The sequence below is a fragment of the Micromonospora sp. NPDC005710 genome (assembly GCF_040630995.1).
In the GTDB taxonomy this organism is placed as follows: Bacteria; Actinomycetota; Actinomycetes; order Mycobacteriales; family Micromonosporaceae; genus Micromonospora.
In genome coordinates this window covers 86,228-105,264 of the sequence record NZ_JBEXYP010000006.1, presented here as the reverse complement: position 1 = coordinate 105,264, position 19,037 = coordinate 86,228, and the positions used below count along the sequence as shown (strand labels likewise).

The window sequence follows — 19,037 nt, the reverse complement described above, 5'->3', positions numbered from 1 at the left end:
GTCGGTCAGCCGAGCCGGCCGCCGACGGCTGCCACCTCGGCGTCGACGAGGGCGAGCACCTCGCCCAGGGTGGCGAGGGTCGGGCCGCGCCAGTCCTGTTCGGCGTTGAACACCAGGTGCGTGGCCAGATCCGGGGCGGCGAGGCGGACGGCGGTCATCCCGGCCCGCTCGGCGCCGGTCAACTCCTGGCTGCCGCCGTCACCGACGTAGAGGCAGTCGCCGGGCGTGAGCCCGAGCCGTTGGCAGGCTGTCAGGTAGAGCGTCGGATCGGGCTTGCACCGTCCGACCTGCACCGAGAAGACCCGTACGTCGAGCAGTGGGGCGATAGCGAGTTGCGGCAGGAAGGCCGGCAGCTCGTGCGTACAGTCGCTGATCAGGCCGGTGCGCAGGCCGCGTCGGCGCAGGGCCGCCAGCACCGGCACCGCGTCGGCCCGCAGCCAGGTGTCCGCGCGGACCGCCCGGTGCCGGGACGCCACCGCCGCCCGCAGTGCCTGGTCGCTCGGGTGTACGCCGGCCTGGGCGCACACCCAGCGCAGGGTTGTCTCGGCGTTGCCGAGAAGGCCGGTGGCCCGTTCGTAGTAGGTGCGGTCCAGCACCTCGTTCAGCGTGCCGGTGTGGCACCCGAGCAGCTCGGCGGTGTCGAGGTGCGCGGCGCCGCGTTGCACCGGACGGGTCAGGGTGCCGAAGAAGTCGAACAGCACCGCCTGGTAGCTGGGCATGGGGAACGCCTCCGGGCGGTCGAGGGTCGCCGGCGCGGAACCGCGTGATCGTAACGGAGTGATGACCCTCCGTGCTGACCGTCATACGTGTGAGGATTACGTCCCGTGCCCCCACCTTCACCTCGTCCGACACTGGATCCGCTGACCACCGGCGCGGTCGGGCTGGCCGTGGTCGCCGTGTCGTCGTCCGCGCCGCTCATCGCGTACGCCGCCGCTCCCGCGTTGGCCATCGCGTTCTGGCGCAACCTGCTCGCGGTGGCGGTGCTGAGCCCCTTCGCGCTGGCCCGACGTGTCGCCGAGTTCCGCAGGCTGACAGTGGGTACGGGCCGGCGGGAGGGACTGTTCTGCGTCCTGTCCGGGGTCGCCCTGGCCGGGCACTTCGCGACCTGGGTACCGAGCGCCCAGCTCACGTCGGTCGCCACGTCGACCGCCCTGGTCGCCACCCAACCGGTCTGGCAGGGGTTGATCGCCCGCGTCCAGGGGCGTCCGCTGCCCCGGGTGGTGTGGGCCGGCATCGCGGTCGCGGTCGGTGGCGCGGTGGTCGCCACCGGTGTGGACGTGGGGGTCTCCGGCCGGGCCGTCCTCGGTGACGTGCTGGCGTTGGTCGGAGCCCTGTTCGCCGCCGTCTACACCGCCTTCGGGGAACGGGCCCGGACCAGCATCAGCACCACCACCTACACCACCATCTGCTACGGGATCTGCGCGCTGATCCTGCTGGCCCTGTGCCTGGTGGGCGGCGTACGACTGACCGGGTTCGACGGGAGTACCTGGCTGGCCATCCTGGCCCTGGTGGCCGGTGCCCAACTGCTCGGGCACTCGATGTTCAACTACGCGCTGAAGAAGATCCCGGCGACCACTGTGAGCGTACTGATCCTGTTGGAGGCGCCCGGCGCGGCAGTGCTCGGGTGGGCCTGGCTGGGTCAGGTTCCGCGCCCGTACGCGCTGCTGGGTATGGCGTTGCTGCTGGTCGGGGTGGCGGTGGTGGTGCTGGGCAGCGGCCGGGCCGCTCGGCGGGCGGCACCCACCGCCCTCCCCACCGACCCGACGCCCCTGCACGACTGACCGCCCGACACGAGCGGATCGATGTTCCACCCGCCCAGCAAGCTAGCTCTCGTGCACCTCGATGACCCGGGTCGTCGGGGCGGCCTCGCCGAGGGCGGTACGCAGGGTCGCCCGGCCCGGGTCGGCGAGGAACGACTCGTAGCCAGCCCGGCCGTCGAACCGGATCACGTGCACCTCGGTCTGGCCGTCGGTCCCGCGCAGTCGCCGCTCCAACCGGCCGCCGTGCCGTTCGAGCAGGGCCAGTACGGCGTCCTCGTAGCGCTGCCCAGCCACCTCGGCCCCGACGGCGAACTCGACGACCGCGACGAGTGTCAGTGCGCCGGCCCGGTCAGTCATCGAGACCGACGGCCCTGGCGCTCGCCGTCCAGAGCCGGGAGGCGAGCTGCGGGTCGGCGGCCTTCCGAAGCGGTCGACGCGGCCGACGGTCGACGTGGTAACCCCCGTTGATCAGCCGGGAACGCTCCTGGTTGGCCAACCACACGAGGGTCTCCGCGCCCTTCTCCGGGCTGCGGAACGGCATGAACCGCATGCCGAACGCGACAATCCGGCTGTCGTTGGCGAACCGGGTCCGCACCACTCCCGGATGGAAGCTGTACGCGGACGTGTCCGGCCACCGCCGGGCGGCCTCGGCGGTGAACAGGATGTTCGCCTGCTTGCTGGTGCCGTAGGCGCCCATCGGCCGGTAGTTCCGCAGCGGCTTGTTCAGGTCGTCCGGGTCGAGGGCACCGAAGCGGTGCGCGCCGGAGGCGGTCACCACGACCCGACCCACCCGGTCGGCGAGCAGGTTGGTCAGCAGGAACGGGGCCAGGTGGTTGGCCTGGATCGACATCTCGAAACCGTCGACGGTGCGCAGTGGTTGCAACGCGATGGCGCCGGCGTTGTTGGCTAGCACGTCGATCCGGTCGTACGCGGCCCGAAGCTGCTCGGCCAGTCGGCGTACGTCGTCGAGGATCGCGAAGTCGGCCCGGAACAGCTCCGGACGTTCACCGGAATTCTCCCGGACCCGCTCGGCGGCGGCCTGGAGGCGGGCCGGGTCCCGCCCGACGAGCACCATTTGGTCGCCACGGCAGGCCAGCTGCACGGCGGCGGCCAGCCCGATGCCGGAGCTGGCCCCGGTCACCACCACCAGTCGACGCCCAGTGAGATCTTCCACAGGTCCATTCACCCCGGTCATGGCGCGAGGTTACCGTGGCGTCACAACGCCCTTTGGGATCGTTAAGGTTCCGGATCTGTCGTCAGGTGGCGTCGGCCTGCCCGCCGGACGCTGGAAGGAGCGCATCAATGGCCGCAGTCGGTCGCCCCCGCAGGTCCTGCCTCGCCGTGCCGGGTTCCAGCGTGAAGATGCTCGGCAAGGCCCAGGGGCTCGCGGCCGACCAGGTCTTCCTCGATCTGGAGGACGCCGTCGCCCCACTGGCCAAGCCGGACGCGCGCAAGAACATCGTGGCCGCCCTCAACGAGGGGGACTGGGCCGGCAAGACCCGGGTGGTCCGGGTCAACGACCTCACCACCCCGTGGACCTACCGGGACGTCATCGAGGTCGTCGAGGGCGCCGGCGCCAACCTGGACTGCATCATGCTGCCGAAGGTGCAGACCGCCGCCCAGGTGCAGTGGCTGGACCTGACGCTCACCCAGATCGAGAAGACGATCGGCCTGGAGGTGGGCCGGATCGGCATCGAGGCGCAGATCGAGAACGCCGCCGGTCTGGTGAACGTGGACGCGATCGCCGCCGCCTCGCCGCGGGTGGAGACCATCATCTTCGGCCCGGCCGACTTCATGGCGTCGATCAACATGAAGTCCATGGTGGTCGGCGGCCTGATCCCGGACTACCCGGGCGACCCGTACCACTACATCCTGATGCGCATCCTGATGGCCGCGCGGATGCACGACAAGCAGGCCATCGACGGCCCGTTCCTGCAGATCCGCGACGTCGACGCGTTCCGCGAGGTGGCCAAGCGTTCGGCAGCGCTGGGCTTCGACGGCAAGTGGGTGCTGCACCCGGGCCAGATCGACGCCGCCAACGAGGTCTACCAGCCCGCGCAGGCCGACTACGACCACGCCGAGCTGATCCTCGACGCGTACGAGCACTACACCTCGGAGGCCGGCGGCCGGCTGGGTGCCGTGATGCTCGGCGACGAGATGATCGACGAAGCGTCCCGCAAGATGGCGCTCGTGGTCGCCGCCAAGGGTCGGGCCGCCGGGATGAGCCGTACCTCGTCGTTCACCCCACCGGAGCAGTGACCGGCCGGGCCGGGACGACCGCCGCCGGCTGTCGATCCGGCCCGACAGTCGCCGGTACGCCCGCCCGCCCGCCCGCCGGTCAGTAGCTGCTGCTGTCGTTGTTGGTCGCGATGGCGTAGACGATCGCGGCAACGTAGAAGAGGATCACCAACACCAGGAACCCGGTGAGGATCCAGCCGACGATGATGGCGGCCTTCGCCATCCCCGCACCGCCCTCGCCGCTGAGCCGGATCTGCTTCTGCGCGACGTGCCCGAGGATCGCGCCGATCGGCGCGGTGATGCAGGACGTGAAACCGATCAGGGCCAGCACGAACGCCGCGATGGCCAGCCCGTTGGTCTTCGGCTGCTGCGGGTAGCCGTAGCCGGGGTACTGCGGCGGGTAGCCGGGCTGCGGGTAAGCGGCCGGGGCGTAGCTGGGCATCGCCTGGGTGGCCGGCGGCTGCGCGCCCGCGTACGGGTCCACCGGCGCGTACGGGTCGACCGGGGCGTACGGGTTGGGCGCGTATGGGTCGACCGGGCCGGGCTGCGGGGGTACCGGCTGCCCGGCCACCACTGTCGGGTCCGGTACGGGGCTCGACGGTTGGGCCGACCACGTCGGGTCGGTCCAGTTGCCGGGCGGCGGGGGATTGGTCATGCGAACTCTCCGTCAGGTCGGGGTGCGGAGACAGGGTAGCCAGCGCCGCCCAAACCCGACGCCCCCGCTTCCGGGTGCCGCGTTGCTCGGGCCGGTCGTAACGGGCAGGATCCCTGGCATGGCATTCGACGCGCGCGCCGCGGACCGTTCCGGCAGTCGACCCCGACGGGACGTCAGCCGTCCGGGCGCGGCCCGGCGCGCCCGGACGGCCGCACCGGCGGGCAGCCCCGGCCCCGACGAGCCGGTCGCGCTCGCCGACCCGGTCACCATGCGCCTCGACGGGCGGGTCGCCCTGGTCACCGGGGCGGGCAGCCCGGACGGCATCGGGTACGCCACCGCCCGTCGACTCGCCGACCTGGGCGCTCGGGTGGCAATCGTCTCCACCACCCGACGCATCCACGAGCGGGCGACCGAGCTGGGGGTGACCGGCTTCGTCGCGGACCTGACCGACGAGTCCGAGGTCGGTGCGCTCGCCGATGCGGTCGCCGAGCAGTTGGGCGACGTCGAGGTGCTCGTCAACAACGCCGGCCTGGCGAGTCGGGCCAGCCAGGGGGTGCTGCGACCGGTGGCGCAGCTGACCTACGACGAGTGGCGCGGTGAGATCGACCGCAACCTCTCCACCGCGTTCCTGTGCAGCAGGGCGTTCATCGGGGGGATGGCCGAGCGGGGTTGGGGACGGATCGTCAACCTGGCGGCCACGGCCGGCCCGGTCAACGCCCTACCCACCGAGGCCGCGTACGCCGCGGCGAAGGCCGGGGTCGTCGGGCTGACCAGGGCCCTCGCCATGGAGATGATCGCCGACGGCGTGACAGTCAACGCCGTCGCACCCGGCACCATCTACACCGCGGCGTCCACCATGGCCGAGATCAAGCAGGGGCTTGGCACACCGGTGGGGCGACCGGGCACACCGGACGAGGTCGCCGCGGCGATCAGCTTCCTCTGCTCGCCGGCCGCCTCGTACATCACCGGGCAGATGCTCGTGGTGGACGGCGGCAACAGCGTCCGCGAGGCCCGCTTCCGCTGACCGGCGTCGGCCCGTCAGTCAGTAACCGCTGCTGTCGCCGTTGCTGCCGAAGGCCACGAGCGCCAACCAGCCACAGCAGGCCAGCACGGTGAGCCCGGTGAAGACGTAGCCCAGGATCAGCCCCCAGGTGGCGAGCTGGTCGCCCTCCTCGCCGCTGGTGCGGATCTGCCGCTTGGCGACGTGGCCGAGGACGGCACCGGCCGGCGGAAAGACGAAGGCGAACACCAGCGACAGGATCGCCAGCACGTTGGTGCCCCGACCCGGCCCGGCCGGCGGTGGGCCGTACTGGCCGTAGGGGCCCTGCGGGGGATACGACGGCTGCTGGTTCCAGTGCGCCGACTGCTGCGGCCCCTGGTGGCCGTACGGCGACGGTTCGCCCGCCGGTGGCCCGTACGGTGACCGTTCCGACGGCAGCTCGTACGCCGGCTGGTCCGCCTGCGGCGGGTACGGCGGCTGGCCGGCCGGCGGTGGCGCGTACGGCGACTGGTCCCGGGGTGGCTCGTAGGGTGACGGCGGTGGTTCGTCCTCGGGCGGTCCCGACGGCGGCGGGTAGCTCACAGCTGTCCTCCTCCTGCCGGTGCCGGAAAAGTCCCTCTTGCCGGACGCTACCCGCAGCGGTGAACCTTTTCACAGCGGTTGTGTGGACTGGTCACCTTGGCCTCGCCAACCCGGGAGGTCGATACTTACCCAGCGTTCAGTTACCCACGAGTAGTGCGCGGATCCCCGGAGGCTGAGATGGCCAGACTCGCCCAGACGCCCGGCCTGACCGATGTGCAACAGTCGATCCTGGAGACCGTTCGGGACTTCGCCGACAAGGAGATCATCCCGCACGCGCAGCGACTGGAACACGCCGACGAGTACCCCACCGACATCCTCGACGGCATGCGCGAGATGGGGCTCTTCGGCCTCACCATCGACGAGGAGTACGGCGGGCTCGGCGAATCACTGCTCACCTACGCGCTGGTGGTGGAGCAGCTGTCCCGAGGCTGGATGTCGATCTCCGGCATCGTCAACACCCACTTCATCGTGGCGTACCTGATCTCCCAGCACGGCTCCGCCGAGCAGAAGACCCGGCTGCTGCCGAAGATGGCCACCGGCGAGGTGCGCGGCGCGTTCTCCATGTCCGAGCCCGAAACCGGCTCCGACGTCTCCGCCATCAAGTCCCGGGCCGTCCGCGACGGCGACCGCTACGTGCTCAACGGGCAGAAGATGTGGCTCACCAACGGGGCGTACTCCTCGGTGGTGGCCACCCTGGTCAAGACCGACACCGGCGCGGACTCCGTCTACGGCAACATGAGCACCTTCCTGCTGGAGAAGGAGCCGGGCTTCGGCGAGACCGCGCCCGGCCTCACCATCCCCGGCAAGATCGAGAAGATGGGTTACAAGGGCGTCGAGACCACCGAGATGGTGCTCGACGGCGTGACGGTGCCCGACTCCGCGATCCTCGGCGGCGCCGACCAGGTGGGCCGCGGCTTCTACCAGATGATGGACGGCATCGAGGTGGGCCGGGTCAACGTGGCCGCCCGTGCCTGCGGCATCTCCATCCGCGCCTTCGAGCTGGCGGTGAGCTACGCCCAGCAGCGCAAGACCTTCGGTCAGCCTCTCGCCAAGCACCAGGCCATCGCCTTCAAGCTCGCCGAGATGGGCACGAAGATCGAGGCCGCCCACGCCCTCATGGTCAACGCCGCCCGGCTCAAGGACGCCGGTCAGCGCAACGACGTGGAGGCCGGGATGGCCAAGCTGCTCGCCTCCGAATACTGCGCCGAGGTCGTCCAGGAGGCGTTCCGCATCCACGGCGGCTACGGCTACTCCAAGGAGTACGAGATCGAGCGGCTGATGCGGGAAGCCCCGTTCCTGCTCATCGGCGAGGGCACCTCGGAGATCCAGAAGACCATCATCTCCCGAGGTCTCCTCAAGGAATACAAGCTCTAACCCCCCGCCCCCCGACCCCGCCGATCTTGCACTTTCTGTTGTCCACTTGACCCTTATGTCGGTCTTGTCGGGACAGTAAGTGCAAGATCGGCGGCGGTGAGGGTGGGGGCGGGCGCGGGGCGGGGATTTTGGGTCAGGGTAGGCGGGACAGGTTGGCGGCGGCGCGTTCGACGATGAGGCAGCGGTCTTCGACGTAGTCGATGCCGGCCTCCTCGGCGATGCGCCGCGCCTCGGCCGAGACGATGCCCAGTTGCAGCCAGACGGCAGGAGCCCCGATCGCCACGGCGTCCCGGACGACCTGCACGGCGTCGGCCGCCGGTCGGAACACGTCCACCAGGTCGACGGGGTGCGGAACGTCGGCAAGGGTCTTGTACGCCCGTTCCCCGAACAGTTCGTCGACAGTCGGGTTGACCGGGATGATGCGCCAGCCGTACCGCTGCATCTGCAACGGCACGCCGTGCGCTGCCTTGAACGGGTCGCGGGACGCGCCCACGACGGCGATCACGGCGGAGTCGGCGAGGATCTGCTGAGCGGTACGCACCAGCCGACTGTAGCTCCGATCAGAGCAGTGTCAGCTGCTCGGCTGACGGTGGCGGCGGCTCGGGCAGGCTGCGGTTGTCGCCCCGCTCTCCGCGGTGCAGCCCGTGTCGCCGGGCGGCGATCCGCACCCGTGCGGTCAACTCCCGCTGGTACGTCTGCGGGGCGTACGCGCCGGCCCGGTACAGCTCGCGGTAGCGGGGCACGAGGTGCGGATGCTCGCGGGCGAGCCACTGCGCGTACCACTCCCGGGCGCCGGGACGCAGGTGCAGCGGCAGCGCGGTCACGCTCGTCGCCCCGGCGGCGGCGATCGCCGAGACGGTGGCCTCGATCGACTCGTCGCTGTCGCTGAGGCCGGGCAGGATCGGGGCCATCAGCACTCCGACGGGGATGCCGGCGTCGGTGAGCGCCCGGACGGCGTCCAGCCGGCGGCGAGGGTGTGGTGTGCCCGGCTCGACGGTGCGCCAGAGGTGTTCGTCGACGAACCCCACCGAGTAGGAGATGCCCACCGTGGTCACCTCGGCGGCCTGACGCAGCAGCGGCAGGTCACGCAGGATCAGCGTGCCCTTGGTGAGGATCGAGAACGGGTTGGCGAAGTCCCGCAGGGCGCCGATGATCTGCGGCATCAGCCGGTAGCGGCCCTCGGCGCGCTGGTAGCAGTCCACGTTGGTGCCCATCGCCACGTGCGCGCCCCGCCAGCGCGGCGCGGCCAGCTCCCGCCGGACCAGCTCGCCGGCGTTGACCTTGACGATCACCTTGCGGTCGAAGTCGGCACCGGCGTCGAGATCGAGATAGGTGTGTGTGTTTCGGGCAAAGCAGTTGTGGCTGACGACTCCGTTGGCGATGAAGTCCCCGGTGCCGGTGGTGATGTCCCAGAGCGGCAACTCCAGCCCGAGTGCCTCGATGCCGACAACCCGGAGGGCGCCCTGATGCTTCAGTGCGCCACCCTCGATCGACCGCTTCCGGGTGATGGCAGGGTCGGTCAGGTGAAAGAACCGGAGCCGGGCGGCGAGGCCCCCGGTCAGCCTGATCTCCCGCACACGGTTGGGTAGGCCGCGGTCCTCTCGCACGCAGGCGAAACCGAGATGGCGCAGTGCTGCCGTCGTCTGGTCGAGGATGGCGTCGTCGCTGTTGCTGATGCGCAGGACGCCTCTGCTGCAACTGCCCTCTGCGTCGAAGATGCCGGCCAGGAAGCCAAGCCGCCAGTCGTCACCGGGCTCGACCGGCCAGCGGATGAGGTCGGCGATCGTCCCGATATCCCGCTGCTTCGAGGTGCGGATGGCGGCCATTGCACGTCGCGTGGGACTGGCCGGGGTGAAATCGAAACGCTGCGTCTTGATCCCTTCGAGGGCGAGGTAGCGCTCACTGCGGCTCAATGCCTCGTCATCGGCCAACGCCAGCCGGAACCGGTGCACAGTCCCGTACGAGTACGAGAACGTGCCCAGGTGCGCGTCCCCGCGGATCATCCCGCAGAGGTATCCCCGGCGGTAGTCGAGTGACTCCTTGGGCCCGACGGCGAAACGACCGGTGCCGATCAGCCGGTTGTTGGTGGTCAGGTAGGGGCGTCGCGCGTTGCCTTGCATGGCACCGGTGACGTACTTCCAGCCACGTTCGGAGAGGAACCGATGGTCCCCGCTGGCGATGAGGGTAGTGCCGTCCTCCAGGGTGACCCGGTAGGCCGGCTTCACCGTGGACCACTTGTCGAGGACGGTGGTGATCACATATCGGCGGTACGCGCCCTGTCGCTCGGTCCCGTAGATGCGGTCGCCCGGCTCCAAATCGCTGATCGGCTTCGTGCGACCGTCCGCCATCAGGATCGGGGTGTCCGCGCCCAGGCAGTAAACACATGCATGAGTGCATCCCCGGTACGGGTTGATCGTCCACTCGAACGGGACGCGGGACTGCCCGGGCACCCGGTTGAGGATGGACTTGGCCTGCACCTCGTAGAAGGTCATTCCGGCGAACTCGGGGGTGTCGAAGGTGCGGGCGACGGCGCCGGGCAGCGCCAGCGGCAGGGGTGGCGTCGCTGGCGCTGCCCGCTCGGGGTCTCCCTCGACCGGGGGAGCGGTGAGGTTGTCCCAGCGCATGGGCACTATTCGAACACGTGTACGAGAAGATCGCAAGTGACCCGCCGTACACCGGTGGGTGTCCGGGTGGTCGGAGAGGGGAGGATGGACAGCATGGAGACGTCGACCTTCGTCTACGACGGGGACTGCGCGTTCTGCACGAGCTGTGCGGAGTTCATCGAGCGCCGCATTCCGACCGCGGCACGGGTGGTGCCCTGGCAGTTCGCCGACCTGGACGCGCTCGGCCTCACGGTGGCCGAGTGCGAGGAGGCCGTGCAGTGGGTCGGCGCGGACGGTTCGCGCGCCGCTGGCCCGGACGCCATCGCGAAACTGCTCACCGCGAGTGGTCCGCTCTGGCGGGTGGCCGGCGCCGGTCTGCGGTTCCCGCCGGCGCGCGCCGCGGCCTGGCCGTTGTACCGCTGGGTGGCACGCAACCGGCACCGGCTTCCCGGTGGCACCGCGGCCTGTTCCCTGCCGCAGGAGGCCCGGGAGCGGCTCTACGGCCCGACCGGTCGCCCGACCACCGGCGCCTGATCGTCGAGCGCCCGCTCCGCGCCGACGTCCACCAAGCCCTGGCCGTGCGGCACGGCGTCGGCGGGAGGAGCGTCGTCGGGAGTGTCGCGGCGGACGAGTCGGCGGGCCCAGACCAGCGGACGCACCCGCTCCAGCGGTAGGAAGCTGGTCATCGCGGCCAGGTGCGGCGCGAACGAGATCGTGATGGTCGCGATGGTGACCGCGTGGAACGAGTAGAAGAAGCCGACCATGGCGAGTCGCCAGCGGGGTGGCAGGAAGAAGACCACAGGGCTCAGCAACTCGAACGCCACGATGCCGAACTGGGCGACGATCAGCAGGTGCGGCACCTGGGCGATCAGGTCGGCCAGGTCGGTGCCGCGTCGGATGATCGCGCGGGCCAGGACGGAGCCGGTCAGCCAGTCCAGCCCGCCGAAGCGCAGCTTGGCGAACGCGGCCAGGAAGTACGTGCAGATCACCGCGATCTGGGTGACGCGGAGGGCCCAGCCGCCGGCCTCGGTGCGAGTGGTGTCGCCGTGTCGGGCGCGACCGGCGGTGGGCAGCACGGCGAGTGCGATGAGCAGCCCGAAGCGGTCGTGGTCGACCTTTCCGTAGCTCATCGCGATGATCATCCACTCCAGGTACAGCGCGCACACCGCCCAGCCGAGCAGCCGGGGCGCCCGTCCGGTGGCGGCGAGGAGGGCGAGCAGGAGCAACGCCCAGAAGATCACTGTCACCAGCGTCTCGGTTGGCGTCGGGAGGGAGAACAGGCGGCCGATCAGGAGCGGTCGGTACAGGTCACCGGGCACGCTGACCCGGGTGCGTACCCAGGGTGTGAAGATCACCAGATCGCCGGCGACGAACAGGTAGATCAGGGTGCGGAAGGCGGCCACCCGGCCCCGGGGCACAGCCTCGGTCAGCCAGCGGGTCATCGCGGGGCCTGCCAGCGGACGACGGTCTGGTCGGTGTGTTGGCCGGTCGGCCGGCCAGCGCGGATGCCGTGCCAGCGGATGACGATGCGGACCTCGACGAGCGCGGGGGCGTCCGGGTGCCGTTCGGCGTACGCGTCGGCGACCTCGGTGAGCAGCGTCGGGTCGGCGGCGTACCGGGCCTGTTGACCCTCGATCTCGGCGCGGCGGATGCCTGTCGCGTTCTGGTCGAGGTCGATCACCGCCCCGGAGCTGTTCACCCCCTCGACGCGGGTGTCGGGTGCTGGTGCGTTCGGCGGGTTGGAGGTGGAGTACATCCGGAACGGGCCGAACGGGAAGTCGTCGTCGCTGCCCCAGAAGGTGCCGCCGACGAGCAGGACGAGACCGAGTGCGGTCGCGCCCAGCCGGGTCACGCGCCCGCGGGTGGTCAGGTTCTCCATCGGGTCGTGACGATACGGGATGTACCGGCTGTGTCGCGTCCCTCCGACGGCCAGTCCGGCCTGGCCGGGAGGGTGATCATGCGAGGGCTGGTGGGGTACGACGAAGGCCGGGCCCGCATCGGGCCCGGCCTTGCCTGTCGTCGAGTGGACGACTCAGTGGTTGTGCTCGGCCAGCTGCTTGCGGACGTCGTCCATGTCCAGCGCCTCGACCTGCTCGATCAGGTTCTCGAGCGCGGACTCGGGGAGGGCGCCCGGCTGGGCGAAGACGATGACGCCGTCACGGATCGCCATGATCGTCGGGATCGAGCGAATGTCGAACTTGGCGCCCAGCTCCTGCTGAGCCTCCGTGTCGACCTTGCCGAAGACGATGTTCTGGTGCTTCTCCGAGGAGCGCTCGTAGACCGGGGCGAACCGCTTGCACGGACCACACCAGTCGGCCCAGAAGTCGACCAGGACGATGCCGTCGTCGCCGGTCACCTCGTCGAAGTTCGTCGAGGTCAGCTCAACGGTTGCCATTGCACTCTCCGATCACCGCGGTTTGTCTACGTCCCGTAGAACCAGGGCTGACCGTATCGAATTCCCGTGCGGTGGGGCACGAAACGTGCTCGGGGCTGCCGGGGGGCCTCCCAAGCCATCGAAACATGTCTGTTAACACCCGACCTGCGGAACGCAAATGCATGACGCACTTGCGTGACCGCCGGTGATGGGAGCGTTTCCAGGGAGATCCACGCGATTGCGCACTACGAATCGGTAACTTGGGCGTTCACAAGGAGCTATCCGGCCTGCGGAGATCGCTGATCAACCCACTGTGCGTCACGCTCAGTAGTGTTACAAAAAGATAAATGTGACCGCGGGCTCTGTTGAACCTGCGCCGTCGTAGGGCAGAATTCCTCACATCAGAGCGTGGGCGGCGGGTGCCGGGGAGGGCCCCGCCGCTCATTGCGTCTCCCCCCGTGCGAGTGACCGGTGTGACATTTCCGCCGCCGTCGCGCCCCGCCGGTCTCCTTAACCACCGGTAAGGCATGCTGTGCCGAACTCCATCGCCGCCCGTCGAAGGGACCAGCATGCAGTTCGGTCGCTACTACGAGGAGTTCGAGGTCGGCGCGGTCTACCGGCACTGGCCGGGCAAGACCGTCACCGAGTACGACGACCACCTCTTCTGCCTGCTCACCATGAACCACCACCCGCTGCACATGGACGCGCACTACGCCGCGACGGCCAGCCAGTTCACGCGCAACGTCGTGGTCGGCAACTACATCTACTCGTTGCTGCTCGGCATGTCGGTGCCCGACGTGAGTGGGAAGGCGATCGCCAACCTGGAGGTCGAGTCGCTGCGGCACGTCGCGCCGACCTTCCACGGCGACACCATCTACGGCGAGACCACCGTGCTGGACAAGCGTGAGTCCGGCTCCAAGCCGGACCGGGGCGTGGTGTCGGTGGAGACCCGCGGCTACAACCAGGACGGCACGATGGTCTGCGTCTTCCGGCGCAAGGTCATGGTCCCCAAGCGGGAGTACGCGGCCGCCGCGGTGCCCGCCGGAGTGGATCCGGAGCGGCCCAGCTTCCCCGAGCCGCGCTGACCGTCGCGGCGGGCCTCGACCCTCGACGAACACCGGGCTCCTTCCCACCGCGGGTCTGCGGGGGAAGGGGCCCCGTTCCGTTCTGGGGGCATATGCTGACGCCGGAGGTTCCGATGAGCCACTCCGTCGCCGGAGAGCCGCCCTCTGCCGGCCGCCGAGCCACACCCTTGACCACGGCTGTCTATTCCGCCGCCGAATGGGATCTGCTCACCAGCCTGCCCGGTCGGGTCCTCGTGGCAGCCGCGGCACCCGGTCCCGACCGGACGGAACGTGGGGTGGCGGCAAGCCTGGCCGGCCTGGATGCCGTGGCCGCGGGTCGAGCCTCCGACAGCGACCTGGTCCGCGCGGTGGTCGCCACGATCTACGCCCGCCACGACGGCGCCCCGCCACCCGCCGAGCGGCTCACCGACATGGTGGGCCTGCTGGCCGCCTGCCGGGCGGCGAGCCGGGTCCTCCGGCAGCGGGCCGACCCCGCCGACTCAGCCGCGTACCGCCAGTGGGTGCAGTCGGTCGCGGCGCGGATCTGTCGCGCGGTGCCCGGCGCCGGTGCACGCCTGGTGGACCCACCGGCCAGCCCGGCGGACCGTCGCTTCCTGGACCGGCTCGGTGTCGCCCTCGACCTGGGCTGAGCGGCAGGTCGTCGCGCCGGGCGCCGACACGGTCCGTACCCTCTGATGACCGTGAGCGACGACCAGCTTGAGGTGGGCGTGGGCCCCTGGCCGGGGGACCCACCGGACGACAGCCGTTACGACAGGGAGTTGCTGGCCGAGGGGGACCGGCGCAACGTCGTCGACAGGTACCGCTACTGGCGGCACGAGGCGATCGTCGCGGATCTGGACCGGCACCGGCACGGCTTCCACGTGGCGATCGAGAACTGGCAGCACGACTTCAACATCGGCACCGTGGTACGCAACGCCAACGCGTTCAACGCCGCCGAGGTGCACATCGTCGGACGGCGGCGGTGGAACCGGCGCGGAGCGATGGTGACTGATCGGTACCAGCACGTACGCCACCACGAGACGATCGAGGAGTTCGTCGCCTGGGCGGCCGGGCGGCACCTGCCGGTGTTCGGCATCGACAACCTGCCCGGGTCGCGTCCGTTGGAGACCGGCACCCTGCCGCGGGAGTGCGTGCTGCTCTTCGGCCAGGAGGGGCCGGGTCTCTCCGCGCCGGCCCGCGCCGCGTGCGACCAGCTCTACTCCATCGCCCAGTACGGCTCCACCAGGTCGATCAACGCGGGTGTGGCCAGCGGAATCGCGATGCACGCCTGGATCCGGGCGCACGCCGGGCCGCCTCCGGACTGACCCACGTACGGTGCCGAATCGGACGTTCCGGCTTGACGTGCCCGCGCTCCGGGGAGACGGTGGGGTTGTGAGTGTCGCGGTGAGTTGTCCGAGATGCGGGGGCCCGGTACGGGCGCCGGATCTGATGAACACCGACTCAAGGTGTACGCGGTGCGGCCCGGTGCCTCCGTTGCACGTGCCTGAGCACATCGGAGCGGAGATCGTGGCGAGCGTGGTGGAGCGGATCACCGCGAGCGGCGATCCGCCGGTGACGCCCCTGTGGTGCCCGTGGCCGTTGCCACCCGGTTGGACACTCACCGGCGTGGCGTACGCCGGCGACGAGCGGACGGGAGTGCGGGCGACAGCGGTGGCCTGCGCGGGTCCGGCGCCGCTCGGCGGTGGTCCGGCCGATCTGGTCTTCGTGGCCGAGGAACCCGGTGTGGGTCTCGGCACCCGACTCGCCGGACTGACCGGCCCGGATCCGGGGCCGGAGTTGGTCGACGCGCTGACCGACCCGGGGCCTGGTCACCCTGACCACGTCGGACAGGCGAAGATCAAGGTGGGTGGGCACCCCACTCCACTGTGGTTGGTGAATTCATCGACAGATCGAAGCGCGTACGCCGGCGAGGCTCGGGGAATGTGGCTCCATGCGATAGCCTGGCCGGCGAGTGCGGGTCACCTGCTCGCGGAAGATGTCGTGCTACACGACCTGACCGAGTGGACTCCGCCCGAGCTCGTGTACGGCGCACGGTCCCCGTATCTACCTGGTAGAGCTTGACAACTCTCCCGGTTTGACGGAGAACGGACGCAGATATTCACTGTACGACACCACACTGATACTCTGGGTGCCGCTGCGGTAATGGGACCCGGCGCCGTGCGAGAGGATGGCCCGCCATGGTCAAGAAGGTCCTCACCTGGGCCGGAATCGCATTCTTGATCTTCTTCGTCGCCTATCGGCCAAACTCGGCGGCGGATGTGTTCAAGTCGCTCGGCGGCGGGATCATGGATATCGCCCAGGGCTTTGGCGATTTCTTCACAAGCCTCGTCGCCTAGCCGCCGATGGGCAGCCCTTCCGGTCCACCCTTCGACCCGGACGACCCCGACCGGGAACGCCGCGAGCGTGACACCGAGCCGATCCCGCGGATCGGGCCTGATGACGGCCCGGGCTACGGGGCCGGTCCCGGCCTGTCCGACGGTCCGTCCCTTTCGGACGACGTCGGCTATGGCGACGGGCCCGGTTACGCCGGCCAGGGTCGCTCCGGTCGGGGGTGGGTCCGTGATCCGGAGGCCAGCTACCAGCCGCCGCAGATCTCCGAGGACGAGCTGGCCGGGTTGCGTGCCGACGCGACCGGCTCGACCCCTCGGCGGGTGCTGCCCCTGGAAGACGAGCCCAGTTCGCTCGTGGCGCGCTACCTCTTCCCCACCGAGCGCTACCGGGGCGAGTGGAAGCGACACTGGATCCACCTCACCAACCCGCTGTTGATCGGCGTCGCGGCGACCTTCGTGCTCGGCTACCTTTCCGGCTTCCTCGCCGGCCAGGACGTCGGCGCGCTCACCACGATCGCCGTGCTGCTCTGGTTCGCGGTGATGGGTTGGGTGGCGTGGAAGGTCGCCGACTGGTGGTATGACCGTTTCATCCTGACCAACAAGCGGGTCATGGTGGTCAACGGCATCGTCACCCGCAAGGTGGCGATGATGCCGCTGGTCCGGGTCACCGACATGAAGTACGAGCAGACCCCCACCGGCCGGGCGCTCAACTACGGCACCTTCGTGCTGGAGTCCGCAGGCCAGGAGCAGGCGCTCCGCGAGGTCAAGAACCTACCCAACCCGAACGAGCTGTACCTGCGCGTCGTCGAGGAGATGTACGAGCCGCAGGCGGTCGAGGCGCGCCTCGGCAAGGAGGCCGACGAGGCCAAGGCCGACGACGGGGCGTGAAGGTTTCTGACCGAACATCGGAGCAAGTGCGCACCTTTCGTCATGGACCAGAGCGCCCCTGACGTGGCACTCTGCCAGGACGGCAGGGGTGTGGAGGTGGGCGGTGGCGAGCAGGGACTCGTTGGAGGAGCAGTTCCGCGAGTTCGTCGCGGCCCGCTCCGCCGCGCTCCTGCGCACCGCCTACCTGCTCACCGGAGACTGGGCCACGGCCGAGGATCTGCTCCAGACGGCGCTGACCAAGACCTACCTCGCGTGGAAGCGGCTCGGCGGGATCGAGGCGGTCGAGCCGTACGCCCGGCGTGTGATGGTCAACACATCGACCAGTTGGTGGCGGCGGCGCTGGCACGGCGAACGCCCGACCGAGGTGCTGCCCGAGCGGGCCGGCGTCGACGAGATCGAGCAACAACTCGACCGTGACCTGCTCTGGCGGCATCTCCGCGAGTTGCCCAACCGGCAGCGGGCGGTGTTGGTGCTGCGCTACTACGAAGACATGTCGGAGGCGCAGACCGCCGCGATGCTGGACATCTCGCCAGGCACCGTGAAGAGCCAGACCTCCCGGGCACTCGCCACCCTGCGTCGGCGACTGGGTGCTGACGCACCGGACCTCGCCGCAGCGGCCGGCCGGTCATCCGCTGCCGCCGGTGGATCGGCCGCGACAGGTGCCGCCGGCCGGACGGCGGGCTCGGGTTCCCGGACCGTACGGGCCCCGGCCACCGGTGCCGCCGCCACACCCGGGACCGGGCGGGTGGCCGGCAGACCCGTACCCCGCCCGGCCGCTCCGCGTCCCGCCGTGCCGCGTTCGATCACCCCGCAGGTCGTGCTGCCCACCGCCCCGGCGGCCGTGCCCGTCGGCACGGGCTCCGGGGAGCCGCAGTGAGTGAGTTCATCGGCCGGCACGACAACCTGACCGATGGCCCACGGCGTTCCTACCAGGTGCGGCCTGACGAGCTAGAAGGTGCGGTGCGGGAGACCCTCTCGCAGCGGGTCGCCATCGCCCGCCCACTGGGCGCCGATCCGGCCGGGCAGGCCATCCGCCGCGCGAACCGGATCCGGCGTCGACGTACCGGGGCGGGCCTCGCCCTCGCAGCGGCCACCACCGTGCTGCTCAGCGCCGGCATGGCCCAACTCGGCTCCGAGACCAGGCGGGACGGGTCATCAGTCGTGGTGATCGGCGACCCGGACCCGAACAGCCGACCGCTACCCACGGCAAGCAGCCCCGGCCTCGCCCCCTCGCCCGCTCTCGTCGTCGGCGAGACGCTTGTCAACGCCGACGGGCGGCGGCTGGTGCTGCCCGACGTCGGGCCGGCCGAACGCGTCCAGCCCCTGCCCAACGGCGGCGGTTGGCTTGTCGTCGGCGCGCGGAGCACCGCGGGGCGCTTCCTGTGGGTGGTGCAGGACGACGGCCTGGTACAGGTGCTGCTGGCCGGGGCGGGCGCCATCGTCCTGGCCCCGGACAGCCTCCAGGTCGCCTGGCGCGACGGCGGTGATCTGCTGGTGGCGGGCGTCGTCGGCACCCAACTCATCGGGGCGGTGCGCACCCCGGTGCCCACGTTGGCGGAGCCCGTCCGGTTCGTCGGCGACAGCGTGCTGGTCCGACTCGACCCGGCCAGCGCCGGTCACACCCTCTGGCGGCCCGGTGCGGGGCCGTTGCCCGAGGCCCTCGACCAGAAGAGTCTCAACGTCTACGGGCGGCTGCCCGACGGGCGGCTCGTCGGGCAGGTGGCCACCACCGAGCCGGGCCGGACCTGCCTCGCCGTCCTCACCCCGACACGCCACCTGGACCCGGTCCGCACCGGCTGCGGTCCCGACCTGAGCCCGGACGGCATCGGCGGGGTCTCGCCGGACGGGCGGTGGCTGCTCGTCAACGGTGGGCCCGGCACTGTCGGCCGATCCCTCCTGGTCGACCTGCAGCGGCTCGGGCCGGGTGCGAGCGCCGTCGCGGCCGGGCCGCCGATCACCGGGGCGGTCGTGTGGAGTGACGAGACCACTGCCGCCTACCTCGACGGCACCGGGCAGCTGGTCCGGGTCGACGTCGTCCAGGCGCGAGCCGGAAAGCCAGCCGGCGCCGCCGCGGTGCCCGGCGTGGCAGCAGACGACCGGCCGATCCTGGTGACTGGCTTCTGACCCGGGGTGGCCCAGGTGAGCCGG

Annotated in this window: 23 protein-coding genes; 13 read left to right on the top strand and 10 right to left on the bottom strand. The window is 70.5% G+C overall.

The genetic code is table 11. The features are described 5' to 3' along the window. Positions 1 to 5 precede the first annotated feature (5 nt). The gene (locus ABZ406_RS10425) at positions 6 to 719 is read right to left on the bottom strand and encodes an HAD family hydrolase (RefSeq protein WP_357758445.1); all 714 of its coding nucleotides are present in this window, start codon (positions 717 to 719) and stop codon (positions 6 to 8) included. Positions 720 to 824: 105 nt separating this feature from the next. On the opposite strand from ABZ406_RS10425, the gene ABZ406_RS10420 reads away from it, so the two are divergent. Next, positions 825 to 1,781, top strand: a complete 957-nt coding sequence (locus ABZ406_RS10420) for a DMT family transporter (RefSeq protein WP_357758443.1) — start codon at positions 825 to 827, stop codon at positions 1,779 to 1,781. A gap of 42 nt (positions 1,782 to 1,823) precedes the next feature. Here the strand turns inward: ABZ406_RS10420 and ABZ406_RS10415 are convergent, their stop codons facing one another. Together ABZ406_RS10415 and ABZ406_RS10410 are read right to left on the bottom strand one after the other, a co-directional pair. Continuing rightward, positions 1,824 to 2,117: a hypothetical protein gene (locus tag ABZ406_RS10415; protein ID WP_357758441.1), complete on the bottom strand. Its 294-nt coding sequence runs from the start codon at positions 2,115 to 2,117 to the stop codon at positions 1,824 to 1,826. Next, positions 2,110 to 2,934 carry an SDR family NAD(P)-dependent oxidoreductase gene (locus ABZ406_RS10410; protein WP_357758995.1) on the bottom strand — a complete coding sequence of 275 codons (825 nt, stop codon included), beginning with the start codon at positions 2,932 to 2,934 and terminating at the stop codon, positions 2,110 to 2,112. Before ABZ406_RS10410 ends, ABZ406_RS10415 begins: the two co-directional genes overlap by 8 nt. Positions 2,935 to 3,062: 128 nt before the next feature. On the opposite strand from ABZ406_RS10410, the gene ABZ406_RS10405 reads away from it, so the two are divergent. Next, on the top strand, positions 3,063 to 4,019 hold the full coding sequence (locus tag ABZ406_RS10405; protein WP_124819986.1) for a CoA ester lyase: 957 nt from the start codon (positions 3,063 to 3,065) through the stop codon (positions 4,017 to 4,019). A gap of 79 nt (positions 4,020 to 4,098) precedes the next feature. Here the strand turns inward: ABZ406_RS10405 and ABZ406_RS10400 are convergent, their stop codons facing one another. Beyond that, positions 4,099 to 4,653, bottom strand: coding sequence for a DUF4190 domain-containing protein (locus ABZ406_RS10400; protein WP_357758437.1), 555 nt, complete (start codon positions 4,651 to 4,653; stop codon positions 4,099 to 4,101). 118 nt (positions 4,654 to 4,771) lie between these two features. Between ABZ406_RS10400 and ABZ406_RS10395 the strand changes: the two genes are divergently transcribed. After that, entirely contained in the window at positions 4,772 to 5,677 is a 906-nt protein-coding gene (locus ABZ406_RS10395) for an SDR family NAD(P)-dependent oxidoreductase (protein WP_357758434.1), read from the top strand. A gap of 18 nt (positions 5,678 to 5,695) precedes the next feature. Here ABZ406_RS10395 and ABZ406_RS10390 read toward each other — a convergent pair whose 3' ends face one another. Beyond that, positions 5,696 to 6,235 carry a DUF4190 domain-containing protein gene (locus ABZ406_RS10390; RefSeq protein WP_357758431.1) on the bottom strand — a complete coding sequence of 180 codons (540 nt, stop codon included), beginning with the start codon at positions 6,233 to 6,235 and terminating at the stop codon, positions 5,696 to 5,698. Positions 6,236 to 6,412: 177 nt separating this feature from the next. Between ABZ406_RS10390 and ABZ406_RS10385 the strand changes: the two genes are divergently transcribed. Further along, entirely contained in the window at positions 6,413 to 7,609 is a 1,197-nt protein-coding gene (locus ABZ406_RS10385) for an acyl-CoA dehydrogenase family protein (protein WP_357758428.1), read from the top strand. A 133-nt stretch (positions 7,610 to 7,742) separates the two neighbouring features. Here ABZ406_RS10385 and ABZ406_RS10380 read toward each other — a convergent pair whose 3' ends face one another. After that, positions 7,743 to 8,150: a CoA-binding protein gene (locus tag ABZ406_RS10380; RefSeq protein ID WP_357758425.1), complete on the bottom strand. Its 408-nt coding sequence runs from the start codon at positions 8,148 to 8,150 to the stop codon at positions 7,743 to 7,745. A gap of 19 nt (positions 8,151 to 8,169) precedes the next feature. After that, positions 8,170 to 10,233 carry an intein-containing Rv2578c family radical SAM protein gene (locus tag ABZ406_RS10375; protein WP_357758422.1) on the bottom strand — a complete coding sequence of 688 codons (2,064 nt, stop codon included), beginning with the start codon at positions 10,231 to 10,233 and terminating at the stop codon, positions 8,170 to 8,172. Positions 10,234 to 10,326: 93 nt separating this feature from the next. Here ABZ406_RS10375 and ABZ406_RS10370 point away from each other — a divergent pair, with 93 nt between their 5' ends. Further along, positions 10,327 to 10,746, top strand: a complete 420-nt coding sequence (locus ABZ406_RS10370; RefSeq protein ID WP_357758420.1) for a DUF393 domain-containing protein — start codon at positions 10,327 to 10,329, stop codon at positions 10,744 to 10,746. On the opposite strand, the gene ABZ406_RS10365 is transcribed toward ABZ406_RS10370, so the two are convergent. The 3 genes from ABZ406_RS10365 to trxA all read right to left on the bottom strand — a co-directional run bounded on the left by ABZ406_RS10365 (position 10,710) and on the right by trxA (position 12,607). After that, a complete protein-coding gene (locus ABZ406_RS10365) occupies positions 10,710 to 11,654 on the bottom strand; it encodes an HTTM domain-containing protein (protein ID WP_357758418.1) in 945 nt (314 codons plus the stop codon). The genes ABZ406_RS10370 and ABZ406_RS10365 overlap by 37 nt on opposite strands. Continuing rightward, the gene (locus tag ABZ406_RS10360; RefSeq protein WP_357758415.1) at positions 11,651 to 12,091 is read right to left on the bottom strand and encodes a hypothetical protein; all 441 of its coding nucleotides are present in this window, start codon (positions 12,089 to 12,091) and stop codon (positions 11,651 to 11,653) included. Before ABZ406_RS10360 ends, ABZ406_RS10365 begins: the two co-directional genes overlap by 4 nt. Before the next feature lie 153 nt (positions 12,092 to 12,244). Then, complete coding sequence (gene trxA, locus ABZ406_RS10355; RefSeq protein ID WP_357758411.1) at positions 12,245 to 12,607, bottom strand: thioredoxin; 363 nt, start codon at positions 12,605 to 12,607, stop codon at positions 12,245 to 12,247. A gap of 548 nt (positions 12,608 to 13,155) precedes the next feature. On the opposite strand from trxA, the gene ABZ406_RS10350 reads away from it, so the two are divergent. The 8 genes from ABZ406_RS10350 to ABZ406_RS10315 all read left to right on the top strand — a co-directional run bounded on the left by ABZ406_RS10350 (position 13,156) and on the right by ABZ406_RS10315 (position 19,013). Beyond that, positions 13,156 to 13,671, top strand: coding sequence for a MaoC family dehydratase (locus ABZ406_RS10350; protein ID WP_357758408.1), 516 nt, complete (start codon positions 13,156 to 13,158; stop codon positions 13,669 to 13,671). Positions 13,672 to 13,763: 92 nt separating this feature from the next. Then, positions 13,764 to 14,300, top strand: coding sequence for a hypothetical protein (locus tag ABZ406_RS10345; RefSeq protein ID WP_357758405.1), 537 nt, complete (start codon positions 13,764 to 13,766; stop codon positions 14,298 to 14,300). A gap of 51 nt (positions 14,301 to 14,351) precedes the next feature. Continuing rightward, positions 14,352 to 14,975 (top strand): RNA methyltransferase, encoded by a 624-nt coding sequence (locus ABZ406_RS10340; RefSeq protein WP_357758402.1) that lies wholly within the window; start codon positions 14,352 to 14,354, stop codon positions 14,973 to 14,975. Positions 14,976 to 14,985: 10 nt separating this feature from the next. Next, positions 14,986 to 15,732, top strand: coding sequence for a DUF6758 family protein (locus tag ABZ406_RS10335; protein WP_357758400.1), 747 nt, complete (start codon positions 14,986 to 14,988; stop codon positions 15,730 to 15,732). A gap of 116 nt (positions 15,733 to 15,848) precedes the next feature. Further along, entirely contained in the window at positions 15,849 to 16,007 is a 159-nt protein-coding gene (locus tag ABZ406_RS10330; RefSeq protein WP_007455302.1) for a hypothetical protein, read from the top strand. 6 nt (positions 16,008 to 16,013) lie between these two features. Next, positions 16,014 to 16,889 carry a PH domain-containing protein gene (locus tag ABZ406_RS10325; protein ID WP_357758397.1) on the top strand — a complete coding sequence of 292 codons (876 nt, stop codon included), beginning with the start codon at positions 16,014 to 16,016 and terminating at the stop codon, positions 16,887 to 16,889. Positions 16,890 to 16,992: 103 nt separating this feature from the next. After that, positions 16,993 to 17,766, top strand: coding sequence for a SigE family RNA polymerase sigma factor (locus ABZ406_RS10320; RefSeq protein WP_357758393.1), 774 nt, complete (start codon positions 16,993 to 16,995; stop codon positions 17,764 to 17,766). Then, on the top strand, positions 17,763 to 19,013 hold the full coding sequence (locus ABZ406_RS10315; RefSeq protein WP_357758390.1) for a hypothetical protein: 1,251 nt from the start codon (positions 17,763 to 17,765) through the stop codon (positions 19,011 to 19,013). Before ABZ406_RS10320 ends, ABZ406_RS10315 begins: the two co-directional genes overlap by 4 nt. Positions 19,014 to 19,037 lie beyond the last annotated feature (24 nt).

Excerpts from the sequence above, each read along its gene's own strand:
- ABZ406_RS10425 (WP_357758445.1), bottom strand. The coding sequence starts at position 719 with ATGCCCAGCTACCAGGCGGTGCTGTTCGACTTCTTCGGCACCCTGACC.
- ABZ406_RS10415 (WP_357758441.1), bottom strand. The coding sequence starts at position 2,117 with ATGACTGACCGGGCCGGCGCACTGACACTCGTCGCGGTCGTCGAGTTC.
- ABZ406_RS10405 (WP_124819986.1), top strand. The coding sequence starts at position 3,063 with ATGGCCGCAGTCGGTCGCCCCCGCAGGTCCTGCCTCGCCGTGCCGGGT.
- ABZ406_RS10400 (WP_357758437.1), bottom strand. The coding sequence starts at position 4,653 with ATGACCAATCCCCCGCCGCCCGGCAACTGGACCGACCCGACGTGGTCG.
- ABZ406_RS10395 (WP_357758434.1), top strand. The coding sequence starts at position 4,772 with ATGGCATTCGACGCGCGCGCCGCGGACCGTTCCGGCAGTCGACCCCGA.
- ABZ406_RS10385 (WP_357758428.1), top strand. The coding sequence starts at position 6,413 with ATGGCCAGACTCGCCCAGACGCCCGGCCTGACCGATGTGCAACAGTCG.
- ABZ406_RS10375 (WP_357758422.1), bottom strand. The coding sequence starts at position 10,233 with ATGCGCTGGGACAACCTCACCGCTCCCCCGGTCGAGGGAGACCCCGAG.
- ABZ406_RS10370 (WP_357758420.1), top strand. The coding sequence starts at position 10,327 with ATGGAGACGTCGACCTTCGTCTACGACGGGGACTGCGCGTTCTGCACG.
- ABZ406_RS10365 (WP_357758418.1), bottom strand. The coding sequence starts at position 11,654 with ATGACCCGCTGGCTGACCGAGGCTGTGCCCCGGGGCCGGGTGGCCGCC.
- ABZ406_RS10360 (WP_357758415.1), bottom strand. The coding sequence starts at position 12,091 with ATGGAGAACCTGACCACCCGCGGGCGCGTGACCCGGCTGGGCGCGACC.
- trxA (WP_357758411.1), bottom strand. The coding sequence starts at position 12,607 with ATGGCAACCGTTGAGCTGACCTCGACGAACTTCGACGAGGTGACCGGC.
- ABZ406_RS10350 (WP_357758408.1), top strand. The coding sequence starts at position 13,156 with ATGCAGTTCGGTCGCTACTACGAGGAGTTCGAGGTCGGCGCGGTCTAC.
- ABZ406_RS10345 (WP_357758405.1), top strand. The coding sequence starts at position 13,764 with ATGCTGACGCCGGAGGTTCCGATGAGCCACTCCGTCGCCGGAGAGCCG.
- ABZ406_RS10330 (WP_007455302.1), top strand. The coding sequence starts at position 15,849 with ATGGTCAAGAAGGTCCTCACCTGGGCCGGAATCGCATTCTTGATCTTC.
- ABZ406_RS10325 (WP_357758397.1), top strand. The coding sequence starts at position 16,014 with ATGGGCAGCCCTTCCGGTCCACCCTTCGACCCGGACGACCCCGACCGG.